This window comes from Pseudoduganella sp. jia 12, from assembly GCF_055502675.1.
Map to the genome: position 1 here is coordinate 373,091 of NZ_JBUXKP010000002.1, position 14,911 is coordinate 388,001.

The 14,911-nt window shown below is 66.4% G+C and carries 8 protein-coding genes and 1 pseudogene; 3 read left to right on the forward strand and 6 right to left on the reverse strand.

What is annotated here, in order from left to right; translation table 11 throughout:
* The first annotated feature begins 419 nt into the window (after positions 1 to 419).
* Both ACY65G_RS04730 and ACY65G_RS04735 read left to right on the forward strand, forming a co-directional pair.
* Entirely contained in the window at positions 420 to 2,258 is a 1,839-nt protein-coding gene (locus tag ACY65G_RS04730; RefSeq protein WP_464996202.1) for a rhamnogalacturonan lyase, read from the forward strand.
* Positions 2,259 to 2,347: 89 nt separating this feature from the next.
* Complete coding sequence (locus tag ACY65G_RS04735) at positions 2,348 to 3,307, forward strand: diacylglycerol/lipid kinase family protein (RefSeq protein WP_464996203.1); 960 nt, start codon at positions 2,348 to 2,350, stop codon at positions 3,305 to 3,307.
* Between the two features lie 92 nt (positions 3,308 to 3,399).
* On the opposite strand, the gene ACY65G_RS04740 is transcribed toward ACY65G_RS04735, so the two are convergent.
* The gene (locus ACY65G_RS04740) at positions 3,400 to 5,589 is read right to left on the reverse strand and encodes an NHL repeat-containing protein (protein ID WP_464996204.1); all 2,190 of its coding nucleotides are present in this window, start codon (positions 5,587 to 5,589) and stop codon (positions 3,400 to 3,402) included.
* A gap of 221 nt (positions 5,590 to 5,810) precedes the next feature.
* Here ACY65G_RS04740 and ACY65G_RS04745 point away from each other — a divergent pair, with 221 nt between their 5' ends.
* The gene (locus ACY65G_RS04745; RefSeq protein WP_464996205.1) at positions 5,811 to 7,439 is read left to right on the forward strand and encodes a catalase; all 1,629 of its coding nucleotides are present in this window, start codon (positions 5,811 to 5,813) and stop codon (positions 7,437 to 7,439) included.
* A 201-nt stretch (positions 7,440 to 7,640) separates the two neighbouring features.
* Here ACY65G_RS04745 and ACY65G_RS04750 read toward each other — a convergent pair whose 3' ends face one another.
* From ACY65G_RS04750 to ACY65G_RS04770, 5 genes and pseudogenes are all read right to left on the reverse strand, one after another.
* Complete coding sequence (locus ACY65G_RS04750; protein WP_464996206.1) at positions 7,641 to 9,830, reverse strand: xanthine dehydrogenase family protein molybdopterin-binding subunit; 2,190 nt, start codon at positions 9,828 to 9,830, stop codon at positions 7,641 to 7,643.
* Complete coding sequence (locus ACY65G_RS04755; RefSeq protein ID WP_464996207.1) at positions 9,827 to 10,837, reverse strand: FAD binding domain-containing protein; 1,011 nt, start codon at positions 10,835 to 10,837, stop codon at positions 9,827 to 9,829. Before ACY65G_RS04755 ends, ACY65G_RS04750 begins: the two co-directional genes overlap by 4 nt.
* Entirely contained in the window at positions 10,834 to 11,325 is a 492-nt protein-coding gene (locus ACY65G_RS04760) for a (2Fe-2S)-binding protein (RefSeq protein WP_464996208.1), read from the reverse strand. The genes ACY65G_RS04755 and ACY65G_RS04760 overlap by 4 nt, the downstream gene beginning before the upstream one ends.
* 409 nt (positions 11,326 to 11,734) lie before the next feature.
* Positions 11,735 to 13,975, reverse strand: coding sequence for a carboxy terminal-processing peptidase (locus ACY65G_RS04765; RefSeq protein ID WP_464996209.1), 2,241 nt, complete (start codon positions 13,973 to 13,975; stop codon positions 11,735 to 11,737).
* 217 nt (positions 13,976 to 14,192) lie between these two features.
* Positions 14,193 to 14,381: pseudogene (locus ACY65G_RS04770) on the reverse strand (thymidine kinase); the annotation flags it as partial.
* Positions 14,382 to 14,911: the final 530 nt, after the last annotated feature.

Genomic DNA, 14,911 nt, shown 5'->3' on the forward strand with positions numbered 1-14,911 from the left:
TTCATGCCCGGTATGGCGGGATGAAAAATTGACCGGCTGCGCAGGGCCACGCATCAAACGGCGCTGCGTTCACTTCCTTCAACTTGCCGACTGCAGCGATGAACGAGCCCATTCAGCTGCGCCATTTGCTCGCTCAACTTCGTGAGTGCTTCAATCCACCTGATTGACACTCATCCGCCCCCTCCCGATACTCGATTCCCACCCAAGTTGCAAAGGCGGCACCACGGCGCACCGTGCCGCGTGCCACCGGCAAACATGCGTCCACCAGGCGCATGCGGCGTGAAGGCCGGCCCCGGTTCCATTACGGCCTCGGCGCGGGCAGTCGCGCCGGCATAGCAAAAGCACCCGCGCGGTGCGGATCGGGCACCCGTCCGGCCAGCGCGTCCATCGTCTGTTGTAGACCACAAAATGGGGAATCAATGAAACGTACCTTTGTACCGCTCGCATTGCTGACGCTGACACTGATGCAGTCGGCATTCGCCGACCAGGGCAGGAAGCTCGAGAAACTCGACCGCGGCGCCGTCGCCATCGCGGCCGGCGCGAATGTCTTCGTCAGCTGGCGCGTGCTCGGCACCGACGACCCCGACACCCGGTTCAACCTCTATCGCGACGACGTCAAGCTGAACGCGGAACCGCTGGACGTCAGCAATTTCACCGACACGGCAGGCACTGCAGGCGCACGCTACCTGATCCGCCCGGTCGTGAAGGGCAAGGAAAAGAAGGGCCAGGAAGAATACGCGCTGTCCACCTGGGCCGAATCGCCGCTGCGCATCCCGCTGGACAAGCCCGCCGACGGCGTGACGCCCACCGGCCAGGTGTACAGCTATGAAATGAACGATGGCACGCCGGCCGACCTCGACGGCGACGGCAAGTACGAGCTCGTGGTGAAGTGGCAGCCGACCAACGCCAAGGACAATTCGCAGAGCGGCTACACGGGCAACACCTACATCGATGCCTACCGCCTCGACGGCAAGAAATTGTGGCGCATCGACCTGGGTCGCAATATCCGCGCGGGTGCGCACTACACGACACTGGTCGCCTACGACCTGGACGGCAATGGCAAGGCCGAAGTGATGCTGAAGACGGCCGACGGCACCATCGACGGCCGCGGCACCGTGATCGGCGACGCCAGCGCCGACTACCGCAACAGCGCCGGCTACGTACTGACCGGCCCGGAATTCCTCACCGTGTTCGACGGCCGCACCGGCAAGGCGCTGGCCACCACGGATTACCTGCCGGCCCGCGGCACGGTGAGTTCGTGGGGCGACAACTACGGCAACCGCGTCGACCGCTTCCTGGGTGGCGTGGCCTACCTCGATGGCAAGCGCCCCAGCGCGATCTTCTCGCGCGGCTACTACACGCGCGCCGTCATCGCCGCATGGGATTACCGCGACGGCCAGCTGACGAGCCGCTGGGTGTTCGATACCAACAACGAAGGCGCCGAAGCGCGCGGCCAGGGCGCGCACTCGTTCTCCGTCGCCGACGTGAACGAGGACGGCAAGGACGACATCATCTACGGCGCCGCCACGATCGGCAGCGACGGCCACCTGATGTACAGCACGGGCCTGTGCCACGGCGACGCACTGCACGTCGGCAAGCTCGACCCGGCACGCCCGGGCCAGCAGATCTATATGGTCCATGAAACCCCGTCGTGCTACAAGGGCAATGGCGCCAGCTTCCATGACGCCGCGACGGGCGCGCTGCTGTGGGGCGCGCCGGCCACCGTCGACGTGGGCCGCGGCGTGTGCTACGACATCGATCCCGCCTATCCGGGCGCCGAGTGCTGGGCCTCGCGCGGCGGCCTGTTCAACGTGAGCGGCCAGCAGATCTCGACCAACCGCCCCGGCAGCATGAACTTCGCCAGCTGGTGGGACGGCGACCTGCTGCGCGAATCGCTGGACAATGTGACGATCGCCAAGTGGAACCCTTCCGCCTTCGCCTTCGAGCCCCTGCTGAACGGCGCGACCTGGAACGCGGCGTCGAACAACGGCACCAAGGCCACGCCGGTGCTGTCGGCCGACATCGTGGGCGACTGGCGCGAGGAAGTCGTGCTGCGCACGGCGGACAACACCGAGCTGCTGGTGTTCTCGACCACGATCCCGACGGCGCACCGCATCCCGACGTTGATGCACGACGCCCAGTACCGCGTGCAGGTGGCAGGCCAGAATGCCGGTTACAACCAGCCGCCGCACACCAGCTTCTACATCGGCGAAGGCGCCACGCCGCCGGCGCAAACGCCGGTGCAGGTTGCCGAGTAAGCGCGCCAGGCCCCCTGCCTGATGCGGGGCCGCCACGCTCAGCCGTTCGTGCGCGCGTGGCGGCCTTCTCGATGATACAGTTGGTCACCATGACCGAAACCACGATCTCTCCCGACGCCCCGCTGTACATCGTGCTCAATGCCGGTTCCGGCGCCTCCGAAAAGGAAGAGCGCCGCGCCGCCATCGAGGAAGTGCTGACGGCGGCGGGCCGCCGCTTCCACCTGCATCTGGTGGAAGATGGCGGCGAGCTCGACGATGCCGCCATCGCGCATGCCGGCAAGGCTTGCGCCAACGGGGGCATCCTCGTGGCGGCGGGCGGCGACGGCACGATCAATGCCGTCGCCTGCCAGGCCGTCAAGCACGGCTGCCCGTTTGCCGCCCTGCCGCAGGGCACGTTCAATTATTTCGGCCGCACGCACGGCATTTCCGAGGACCTGTCCGAAGCCGTGCGCGGATTGCTGGCGGCGCAGGTGCGGCACGTGCAGATCGGCTCCGTCAACGGCCGCATCTTCCTCGTCAATGCCAGCATCGGCCTTTATCCGAAACTGCTGGAAGAGCGCGAATCGGACAAGAAGCAATATGGCCGCAGCCGCGTGGTGGCCTTTTTTTCCGCACTGAAGACGATCTTCCAGCCGCACCGGCGCCTGCGCCTCACGCTGGAGGCGGAAGACCGCACGCTGCAGCTGCGCACGCACACGCTGTTCGTGGGGAACAACCGCCTGCAGATGGAACAGGTGGGCCTGACGGAGCAGGCGCCGGACGTGGCCGATGGCGAACTGGCCGCGGTGGCGCCCAAGCCCGCGGGCAAGCTCGGCATGCTGGGCATCCTGCTCAACGGCGTGCTGGGCCGGCTGGGCAACACGGGCGACGTGGTCACCTTCGGCTTTAGCCGCATGACCGTGCGCACGCCGTTCTACGGCCGCAGGCGCATCAAGGCGGCCGTCGACGGCGAAGTGCTCACGCTTTCCATGCCCCTGCATTTCGAGGCGCTGGACGGCAGGTTGCGGCTGCTGGTACCACCGAATTCGCCGCTGGAAACATTGCCGTAAAAATGGGGACGTACCCCATTTTTCAGGAAATATTTCTCTGAAAACAGGGTCCGCCGGAACGCCGCACCGCCTCAAATTTCCCTGGCTTCTATTTATTCGACCGTGATCGGCAGGTCGCGGCCTTCGGTCGCCACGTTGCCCGCATAATCGGCAGCGTAGATGCGCAACGTGTAGTTGCCCGGCGCGAGGCCGGAAACGTCCCATGTGCCGGGGCTGACCTGTCCGTCGGCCAGCGTGTTGTTCAGCGCATAGGCGAATTGCGTGGCCTTGCTGCCGTAGACCGTGATCCCGCTGCTGGCCGAGTAGACGAGCTTCACCGCATCCTGGTTGCGCGGCAGCCGGTCGTACACCTGCGTGATCTTCGGCTGTTCGTAGCCCGCCACCGGCATGCCGGCGTCGTCCAGCAACTGGTAACCGAGCTTGTACAGCCCGAGGCGCCTGCGCGCCAGGTTGCCGTCCATCTGGTCCCACGCATCGACGACGATGTCGACCTCGCCCACGGCGCGCGGCACCGGCACGCGCTTCGGTGGAGGCGGGGCCTTGGCCTTCCTGCCTTTCCCGCCGCGCGGTGGTGGTGGCGCCCCGAGCTGCCTGCCGCCATCGGCCAGCAGCACGATGCCCTGAATGCGCGGCGGCACCGTGTCGCGCAGGCCGACGAACGGCAGCGTCAACGGATTTTCCACGCCGCCGGTCGGGAAGTAATCGAGGTGCACGTGCGCCATGGCGTTGATGGTGCCGAGCTGGTCGCCCACGGCGAAGCGCGCGCCGCGCCGCACGCGCACGCGTTCGGGCTTGCCATTGCCGCCGGCCAGCAACTGGAAGCGGTCGTCCAGCGGCTTGTCGCGGCGGTCGCGGCCCACCTTCATGTGGATGTACGACAGCGTGCCCACGCTCATGCCTTCGCTCAGCGTGGCGTAGCCCCAGTTCGGGTAAGGGTCGGCGATCTTGGCGGGCAGGATTGCCACCACGGACGCGCCCACGTCGGCCCGCACGTCGAGGCCCATGTGGAAGTGATCGCGGCTGTCGCCTTCGTAATTGCCGCGCACTTCGCCCATCACGCCCACCACTTCATGCGGCGCATCCTGCGGCAGCACGGGCCATGGCATCGGCTGGTCGCGGCGCGGCGTTTGCGCCCGGACACGGCGCACCGGCGCCGGCTGGCCTTCCACGGCCGGGGCCAGGCGCACCACCGTGAAGCCGAGCCCCTCGGCGACGATCACATTGCCGTCGCGCGCCACGGCAACGCCGCGCGGCCCGGACAGGTTCACGGTGCCGTCGCTGCCGTAGCCCGGTTCGGCCGGCCGGTCGAAGTCGGCCAGCGGCCGGTATTCGCCCTCGGGCGTCACCTGCAGCACGCGGCCGGTGCCCGAGCTCACATACAGGAAGCCGTCGCGCGTGACGGCGATGCCGACCGGCCGGCGCAGCGGCGAGCGCCGTTCGCCCGGCGCCGGCACCGCCACGGTCGACACATTGCCGGCCGCATCGATGCGTCGCACGGCATGGTTGCCCGTGTCGGCCACGAACAGCGTGCCGTCCGTGGCCACCGCGACCCCGCTCGGCGTATCGAACCGTGCAGAGAGGGCCGGGCCATCGACATTGCCCGGCAGGCCGCCACCTGCCACCGTGGTCACGGTGCCATCGGGCGCGATGCGGCGGAGCCGGTCGTTGTAGGTGTCGGCCACGAACACGTTGCCGGCATCGTCCACCGCGATGCCCACCGGGCCGTTGAAGCGCGCGGCACTGCCTCGGCCATCCGCAAAGCCGGGCCGGCCATCGCCGGCCAGCGTGGTCACGGTGCCGTCCGGCGCGATCTTGCGCACCGCATGGTTGCCGGTGTCGGCCACGTACAGGTTGCCCGCATGGTCGAGGGCCAGTGCCGACGGCGTGTGGAACATCGCCGCGCCTGCCCTGCCGTCCGCGTAGCCTTCCCGGCCACCGGCCAGCGTGGCCACCGTGCCGTCCGGCGCGATCGTGCGGATGCGGTTGCTGTCGCCGCCATCGCCGACATAGACCGTGCCGCGCGGGCCGACGGCCACGCCGAACGGATCGCCGAACGCGCTTTGCGCCGCGGCACCGTCGGCGAAGCCGGCTGCCCCGCTGCCGCCCAGCGTGCTGACACGCGCGGTCCAGAAACGTGCGGTGCGGGCCTGGGCCGGTGCCAGCACGGCCAGGGCCGCGGCCGGCCGGTCGCCCGGCACGGGCGCGACCGCGTAATACAGCGCGCCGGCACCGGCCAGCAGGATGGCGCCGGACAGCGCGCCGACGATGAGTTTTCGATTCACGGAGATGCTCGTCATTGCAGGAAGCGCAAGCTTAGCAGGAACGCCCGCGGACGCACCACAGCGGTGGGCCCGGTCGCCCCCGAACAGGGGTGAAATGCTCGATGTGCCTGAGAACGCCCGGTGCTGGTCGGGGACGTCGGGCCATGCCGCGCGCCGATGCCGGGGAACGCCAACTAAAATGTGTCCGCCCCAAAGGAATCATTCACACTGAAAGGAACGCCATGAGCAACAAGCCTACTTCAGAGGAAACCGGCAGCGAGCGCCCCGTGCTCACGACCCGCCAGGGCCACCCCGTGCGCGACAACCAGGCGCTGCGCTCGGTCGGCGAACGCGGCCCCGCCACGCTGGAGAATTACCAGTTCATCGAAAAGATCACGCACTTCGACCGGGAGCGCATTCCCGAGCGCGTGGTGCATGCGCGCGGCACCGGCGCACATGGGTACTTCGAAGCCTATGGCAAGATCGGCAACGAGCCGGCCAGCAAGTACACCCGCGCCCGCGTGCTGAACGAGACGGGCGTGCGTACGCCCGTGTTCGTGCGCTTCTCCACGGTCATCGGCGGCAAGGATTCGCCGGAAACGGCACGCGACCCGCGCGGGTTCGCCGTCAAGCTGAAAACCGTCGAAGGCAACTGGGACCTGGTGGGCAACAACCTGAAGATCTTCTTCATCCGCGACGCCATCAAGTTTCCGGACATGATCCACGCGTTCAAGCCCGATCCGGTCACCAACCGGCAGGAACCGTGGCGCTTCTATGACTTCGTCAGCAATTCGCCGGAAGCCCTGCACATGGTGACGTGGGTGAAAAGCCCGTGGGGCATTCCGGCCAACTATCGCGAGATGGAAGGTTCGGGCGTCAACACCTACAAGCTCGTCAACGATGAAGGCACTGCGCACCTGGTGAAATTCCACTGGGTGCCGAAACAGGGCGTGCGCAACCTGACGGGTGCGCAGGCGGCCGAGATCCAGGCGCACGACACGGGCCATGCCACGAAGGACCTGTACGAGGCGATCGAGCGCGGCGACTTTCCGGAATGGGAATTCTGCGTGCAGATCCTGAGCGATGACGACCACCCGGAACTCGACTTCGACCCGCTGGACGACACCAAGCGCTGGCCGGAAGACCAGTTCCCGCTGCTCCCCGTGGGCCGCATGGTGCTGGACCGTAACCCCGACAACGTGTTTGCCGACACCGAACAGTCGGCCTTCGGCACCGGCGTGCTGGTCGATGGCATCGATTTTTCGGACGACAAGATGCTGCAGGGCCGTACCCTGTCCTACTCCGACACGCAGCGCTACCGGGTGGGCGCGAACTACCTGCAACTGCCGATCAACGCCCCGCAGGACGGCGCGCGTGCCCGCACCAACCAGCGCGACGGGCAGATGGCGTACTACGTCGACGATGCCGGCGCCAACAAGCACATCAATTACGAACCGAGCAGCCTGGGCGGCCTGCAGGAAGCGCCGAAGCCGGCGAAGGAGTACCGCCAGTGGGTGGAGGGCCACCTGGGCCGCTACCAGACGTCGCGCACGCTGGACGACTACCGCCAGGCCGGCGACCGCTGGCGCACCTTCGAGGACTGGGAGCGCGACGAACTGGTGAAGAACCTGGGCGACGACCTGCGCCAGTGCCCGGAACAGATCGCGCTGCGCATGGTGTGGCACTTCTGGCACTGCGACGAGGACTACGGCCGCCGCGTCGCCGAGGCGGCCGGCATCGACGTCGACAAGGCCCGCGCCCTCGCGCCGCTGCCGGGCAAGCCCGCGCCGAATGCGCACCGCGAGGTGCCGACCTATACGGACGGCGCCGCGGAGGAACGCGCGCCGCAGGAACCCGCACCGGCGAAGTAGTAGCGGTCCGGTGTCGGACACCGGCTCCTGGGTGTCCGACACCGGTGTGCCGCCGGATCTTGCTGGCTTTCTTCCGATCAAAACCGGTGACAGACACCGGTTTTTCTAAAACACCCGTTGCAAGAAAACCGGTGTCTGTCACCGATTATTCTGCAACGACTGTTCAAATCAATTGGTGTCTGTCACCGGTTTTCCGCGCAGTCACCCCAGCAAGTCCTCGATCTTCACCGGCAGCGACCGGACCCGCCTGCCGGTCGCGTGGTACACCGCGGCGGTGATGGCCGGCGCGACGCCGACCAGCCCGATCTCGCCCACGCCGCGAGCGCCATAGGCGTTCAGCGCCTTGTCCGGATAGTCGAGGAACGTCACGTCGACGGCCGGCGCATCCGCGTGCGTGACCACCAGGTAGTCCGCCAGGTTGGCATTGACCGGTGCGCCGTAGCGGTGGTCGTAGTGCGTTTCCTCGAACAGCGCCATGCCCACGCCCATGTGCACGGCGCCCTCGATCTGGTTGCGCGCCGTGCGGGCGTTGACGATGCGGCCGCCGTCGATCACGGAGACCACGCGCCGCACGGCGAGACGGGCGATCGCCGGCTGCCACGCGACCTCGACGAAATGCGCGCCGAACGAGCGGATCGACACCTCCTTCGCCCCCGGGTCGGACGAGCTGCCTTTTGAAATGCCCTGCCCCTCGACATGCTCCACGCCCGCGCGCCGCAGCACGTCGCCGAACGCGAATCCGCCGGGCATGACCCGCCCGTCTTCGAACGCCAGTTCGCCGCCCTCGTGCACGCGGCCGGCAACGTCCAGCAACTGGCGCACCGCGTGCTGCGCCGCCATGATCACGGCCGGCACGAGCGACGCCGTCGCCATCGAACCGCCGGACGTGGGCCCGGGCGGCAAATCGGTATCGCCGATCTCCACCCGGACCCGCGCCACGTCGACACCCGTTTCGTGCGCGGCCATCTGCGCCAGCACCGTGTACGTGCCGGTGCCGATATCCTGCGTGGCCGAGCGCACGCGCACCGTGCCGTCGTCGTGCAGGCTCACGGCCACCTGCGCCTTCGTGCGCATGCCGGGCCATGTGGCGCTGGCCATGCCCCAGCCGAGGATCGTGTCGCCCTCGCGCATCGCGCCGGTGCGCGGATCGCGGCGCGACCAGCCGAACCGCTCCGCCCCGCGTTCCAGGCATTCCCGCAGATGGCGCGACGAGAACGGCACATCCTTCGATTCGTCGCGCGCCGTGTCGTTCAGCAGCCGCAGCGCCACCGGGTCCATGCCCAGGCGCTCGGCGAGTTCGTTCATCGCCGACTCCACCGCGTACATGCCCGGCACCACGCCGGGGCCGCGCATGGCCGTGTTGACGCCGAGGTCGCGCCGGCAGGCGGCCCCCGTCACGCGCAGGTTCGGCGTGCCGTAGATATAGCCGGTCGCCTCGCCGCACGACTCCTCGGAAACGCCGGCGCGCGAGTCGTGGTACAGGAAATCCTGCCGCAGCGAGACCAGCCGGCCATCCGCGCTCGCGGCCAGCCGCATGTGCTGCTGCGTATTGGTCCGGTGCCCGACATTGCGGAACATCATCTGCCGCGTCACCACCAGCTTGACCGGCTGGCCGGCCAGCCGCGCCGCCTGGGCGGCCAGCAGCGAATGCGTCCATGGCCACAGCTTGCCGCCGAAACCGCCGCCCAGGTAGGTGGTCACGACGCGCACGTGTTCCTCCGGCACTTGCAGCATCGCGGCCAGCACGCCGCGGTGGTTGACGACCGCTTGCGTGGTCTCGTACACCGTGAGGCGGTCCCCTTCCCAGCGGGCCACGGTAGCGTGCAGTTCCATCGGATTGTGGGTCTCGACCGGCGTGCAGTAGGTTTCGTCGACCTGGACGGCCGCTGCCGCATACGCATGCTCCGGGTCGCCCCGTTCGGTGACCACTTCCGGCTCGTCGTCCGGGCTCAATGCCATGCGCACGTCCGGCGTGGCCGCCGCATACTCGACGACGACCGCGCGGGCGCCGTCGCGCGCCTGCTCGAAGGTGTCGGCCAGCACCAGCGCCACGAACTGGCCGTAGTAGCGCACTTCGTCGTCCTGCAGGGGCGGCACCTTCTCGTCCATCTGCAGCCGGCTCTTTTCCGGCAGGCGCGCGATGTGGCCGATGGTTTCGTGCGTGTGGATCGCGCGCACGCCGGGCATCCCCCGCGCCGCGCCGCATTCGATGTGCTTTACGGCGCCCACGGCGATGGTCGCGTAGACGGGCACCGCCACCAGCATGCCGGGGAAATGGTGGTCGGCCGTGTAGCGTGCGTGGCCGGCCACTTTCTGCGGGCCTTCCACGCGCGGTAACGCCGCGCCCAGGATTTCCTGCGGCGGCGCCGCGTCGATGATCTCCTTGCTCATTGCAGGTCCTCCCCGGCCACGTTCCTGATCGCCTGCACGATGCAGCGCCGCGCCAGCTCCACCTTGAAGGCGTTGCCGGGCCGCGGCTGCGCGCCGGCCAGCGCGGCGGCGGCTGCCGCCTCGACATTGGCCAGCGTCAGCGGCTGGCCCGTCAGCAGGTGCTCGGCCGCCACCGCGCGCCAGGGCCGCGTGGCCACGCCGCCCAGCCCGATCCTGATCTGCTCCACCTTGCCCTCGGCCACGCGCAGCACGACGGCGCACGACGCCAGCGCGAACTCGTACGAGGCGCGGTCGCGCAGCTTCAGGTAGCCGGAGCGCGTGCCTTCGGGCAGCGGCGGCAGCGTCACGTGCGTGACCAGGTCGCCGGCCACCAGCGCCGTTTCGATGTGCGGCGTGTCGCGCGGCAGCAGGTGGAAATTGGCGATCGGGATCTCCCGCTTGCCATGCAGGCCCGTGACGTGGACGCGCGCATCGAGCACGATGAGTGCCACGTTCATGTCCGACGGGTTGGTGGCGATGCAGTGCTCGCTGGTGCCGAGCAGTGCGAGGTTGCGGTGGTAGCCGTCCATCGCATCGCAGCCGCTGCCGGGCGCGCGCTTGTTGCAGACCATGTTCGGATCGCGGAAATACACGCAGCGGGTGCGCTGCAGCAGGTTGCCGGCGGTCGTCGCCATATTGCGCAACTGGCCGGACGCTCCCGACAGCAGCGCCTGCGACAACACCGCATAGCCGCGCCTGACTCGCTCGTCATGCGCGAGGTCGCTGTTGCGCACGGTGGCGCCGATCGACAGGCCGTCGTCGGGCGTGCCGTCGATGCGGTCCAGCCCGAGGTGGACGATGCGTACCACATGGGCGGGCCGCTCGACATCGAGCTTCATCAGGTCGAGCAGCGTCGTGCCACCCGCCAGGTAGCGCACGGTGGCGCCCTGCTGTGCGGTCGGCGACGCGGCACCCAGCAGCACGGCATCCTCCACGCTGGCCGCGCGGCGCAGTTCAAAGGGCCTCATTTGCCGGCCTCCCCGCGCACCTGCTGGATCGCCGCGACGATGTTCGTGTACGCGCCGCAGCGGCACAGGTTGCCGCTCATGCATTCGCGCACGGCGCTATCGTCCTGGCCGCAGGGTTCGTCCAGCAACGCCACGGCCGACATGATCTGGCCGGCCGTGCAGTAGCCGCACTGGTAGCCGTCGTGCTGCACGAAAGCCGCCTGCATGGGATGCAGGCGCTCCGGCGAGCCCAGCCCCTCGATGGTGGTAACCTCGTCGCCCTCGTGCGCCATGGCCAGCGCCAGGCATGCATTGATGCGGCGACCATTCACATGCACCGTGCAGGCGCCGCACTGCCCATGGTCGCAGCCTTTCTTGGTGCCCGTGAGGTGCAGGTGGTCGCGCAGGTAGTCGAGCAAGGTCGTGCGCACATCCACGCGCATCGTGTGCTCGACGCCGTTGACGGTGATGGCGGGCCCGATCGGCGCCGCCGGCTTGATGGGTTGCATGCGAGTCCTTTCCGCCCGGCGAGCCAGGCTGCTGAAACTCAACTACACGCAAAAAACCGATCACACGGCGCACGATTGCAATCATCGCAACATTTCCTCAAAACAGGGGTCAGACCCTGGTTTTGAGGCAAAGTTTCCTGGAAACAGGGGTCTGACCCCTGTTTGGGGGCAATGTTGCAGGCAAAAAAAAGCCCGCCATGTGGGCGGGCTGAAGTCTATTTCCTTGGAGGGGAATAGAGGAGACGGTTCAATTATGCTGCGCCGCGCCATATTCCGCAACACTCTTGTAGTGATACTAGATATTGCTGAGCTCTATAACTGCAAATAGTCACGGATCTGAGCGGTGGACGGAGCGCCATAAAAAAGGGGAGCCCGAAGGCTCCCCAGACGTCATCCCTGCTGGGAATGATCAGCGGTCCGGCGCGTACGGCAGCACGCGCGAGGCAAGACGGGTATCGGTTTTCAGCAGGCTCACTTCGTCCGCCATGATGTGCACCGCTTCGAGCAGCAGCACGTCCTTGGCATTCTTGGCGGCCTTCTCGGCTTCCAGTTCGGCGGCCAGCGAGCGTTCGTCGCCCTGCAGGCCGTCGTCGGTACGGCTGACGCCCTTCACGGCGGCGGCGGCAGCCTGCTTTGCCTGCTTGGCGCCCGCCGGTTTCGGCGTCACGGCATTCTTCACGGTCGGATCGGGAACGAGGATCGGATCGTCCGGGGACGGCGCAGCCGCCAGGCGGGCTTCACGCAGCTTGGCGCGTGCCTCCTGCTCGTCGCGCTCCTTGCGGCGCTCCTTCTCGTTCAGCGAAATCAGGTTGTCCTTGCGTTGCTTTTTCACATAGTTCACGTCGTCGACCAGGAACTGGAAATCCTTGTCCTTGGCCACGCGCGCCTCGTGTTTCTTCGTGAGCAGCGGAACGATGTCCTTCACTTCGCCGGCCGGGATGTAGACGGCCGGCTTGATCACCGTGTACGGCAGCGCGTTGTCGTAGCTCGACTCGCCGAAATTCTCGGCATCGGAAAGCTGCGGCAGCTTGATGTCCGGGGTCACGCCGCGCAATTGCGTGGTGCCGCCGTTGATGCGGAAGAACTGCGCCACCGTCATCTTCAGCTCGCCCAGGCGCTGCTTGTCCTGCGCGAAGCGATCCAGGCTGATCAATGTTTGCACGGTGCCCTTGCCGAAGCTCGGTTCGCCGATGACGATGCCGCGGCCGTAATCCTGCACGGCGGCCGCGAAGATCTCGGAAGCCGATGCCGAACCACGGTTGATCAGCACGCCGATCGGACCGTCCCAGGCCAGGCCGGCGATCGTGTCGTTTTCCACTTCGACGCGGCCTTCGGCACTGCGCTGCTGCACCACCGGCCCCTTGTCGATAAAGAGGCCCGTCAGCTCGACCGCTTCGGTCAGCGAACCGCCGCCGTTGTTGCGCAGGTCGATCAGCACGTTGTCGACCTTGTCCTTCTTCAGCTCGGCCAACAGGCGGGCCACGTCGCGCGTGGCGCTCTTGTAATCCTTGTCGCCGCGGCGGCGCGCTTCGAAGTCCTGGTAGAACGTGGGCAGCGAGATCACGCCGATGCGGCGCTTCACCGAGCCATCCTTCACTTCCATGATCGTTTTCTTGGCCGACTGCTCTTCCATGCTGATCTTCTTGCGGACCAGCGAGATCATGACCGGCTTGGCATCGGGGCCGGCATCCCCCGGCAGCACCTGCAGGCGCACCTTGGAATCCTTCGGACCGCGGATCTGCTGCACCACATCGTCGATGCGCCAGCCCAGCACGTCCGTCACAGGCGCATTGTCGCCCTGCGCAACGCCGACGATCTTGTCGCCCACCTTCAGCTTGCCCGACATGCCGGCCGGACTGCCCGTGACGATTTCGCGGATCACCGTGTATTCGTCACGCGTTTGCAGCACGGCGCCGATGCCTTCCAGCGACAGGCGCATCTGGATGTCGAAGTTGTCCGACGCACGCGGGCCCAGGTAATTGGTGTGCGGCTCGATCGACATCGCATACGCGTTCATGAAGATCTGGAACACATCCTCGCCATTGAGCTTGCGCGAGCGCGACAGGTAGTTTTCATAGCGCTTGTCCAGCGTTTCGCGGATGGCCTTGTCGTCCTTGCCCGCCAGTTTCAGGCGCAGCCAGTCGTTCTTGACGCGCTTGCGCCACAGGTCTTTCACGTCCGCTTCGCTCTTCGGCCACTCGGCCTTTTCGCGGTCGTACTGATAGCTTTCGTCCAGCGTGAAATCGGGTTTGGTCTTCAGCAGTTCGCGCGCATGGGCAATGCGGTCGTTGAAACGCTGCTGGTAAAGATTGTAGATGTCGAACGGCATTTGCAGGTTTTCGCCGACGATCGCATCGTCGAGCTTGGCCTTGGCCCCGGCATATTTATCCAGGTCGGCTTGCACGAAGAACAGCTTTTCCGCATCCAGCGACTTGAAATAGCGGTCGTAGATCTTCTCCGACATCGCATCGTCGAGTGGCGTGGCCTTGTAGTGGTAGCGGGACAGTACGCGGGACGCCCACAGGGCGGCCTGGGTCTGCTGGGCGGCAGGCTTGATCTGCTCGACGGCAGCCTTGTCGGCGGGAGCAGCGTGACCATGGGCGGACAGGAAAGCCAGCGATATCGCGGCCAGCAGCGTTTGCTTCTTCATCGGCACACTCCGGATTCTAAAATGACGATTTGCGGACAGGCACAGCTTATTCAAGTCCGCGTGCGGTTTATTCTACAGGAGAGAAAGCGATGATTCGGTACCCACGCTTAAGTACGCATTAAAGTTGATCGCCGAATGACGAATTGAATGACGGGATTGCAAAGAATTGTAAATCCGGCACTGCAAAACATTAATAAAGCTGAACGACAGGCCCGGTTCAGTGACTGCCGCTATAAAAGCAGCGCCCGCATGCCTGCCGGTAGCGCTCATTGCCGCCGATGGCCATCTGCGCGCCTTCGCGGATGCGATTGCCATGCTCGTCCACACGGATGTTCATCGTCGCCTTCTTGCCGCAGGTACAGATATTCTTCAGTTCCTCGATCGTATCGGCCAGCGTCAGCAGGTAGACGTCAACTAGCCGCTATCGACCGCAATGCGGCAATTGGCAAGGTGGTGTGAGGCATGCCCGGCGGCTTGAGCAAATCAGCGGTCTGGGAACACTTGCGCGTCGCCATCGCACTTTGCAGAAGTATCAGCTTCGAGGCCTCCTGCGAACCGGCGGGGGCCTGGGTTAGCGAGCGGATCTACGCACACGAGGAGAGCTTGTCGGTCTTCTTCCATGACATCTCGGAACGCGTGGGGGCGAGCAGCGGATCCGCGACAGCGAACGGCGCTTCCGCGAAACGATCCGCATCAGGCTGGCTGGCCATGTTCTGGTCAACGGTGACGGCATCGTCGACGACACCGTGCCGTGGCGGTACGTATGCCAGATTTCTTGAGTCAATTTGCGGTGCGACTGAGCAGGTTGAGAATTACCGCTACGTCACCAGGCTTGGCGAAGTAACGAAGCCAGCAGTGGCCGTCATTTTCTGGCACGTTCGTATCGGCGTGGCCAGTCAGAGCAATCATCGCGGCGCCTGCCACGTTCTGCATCCG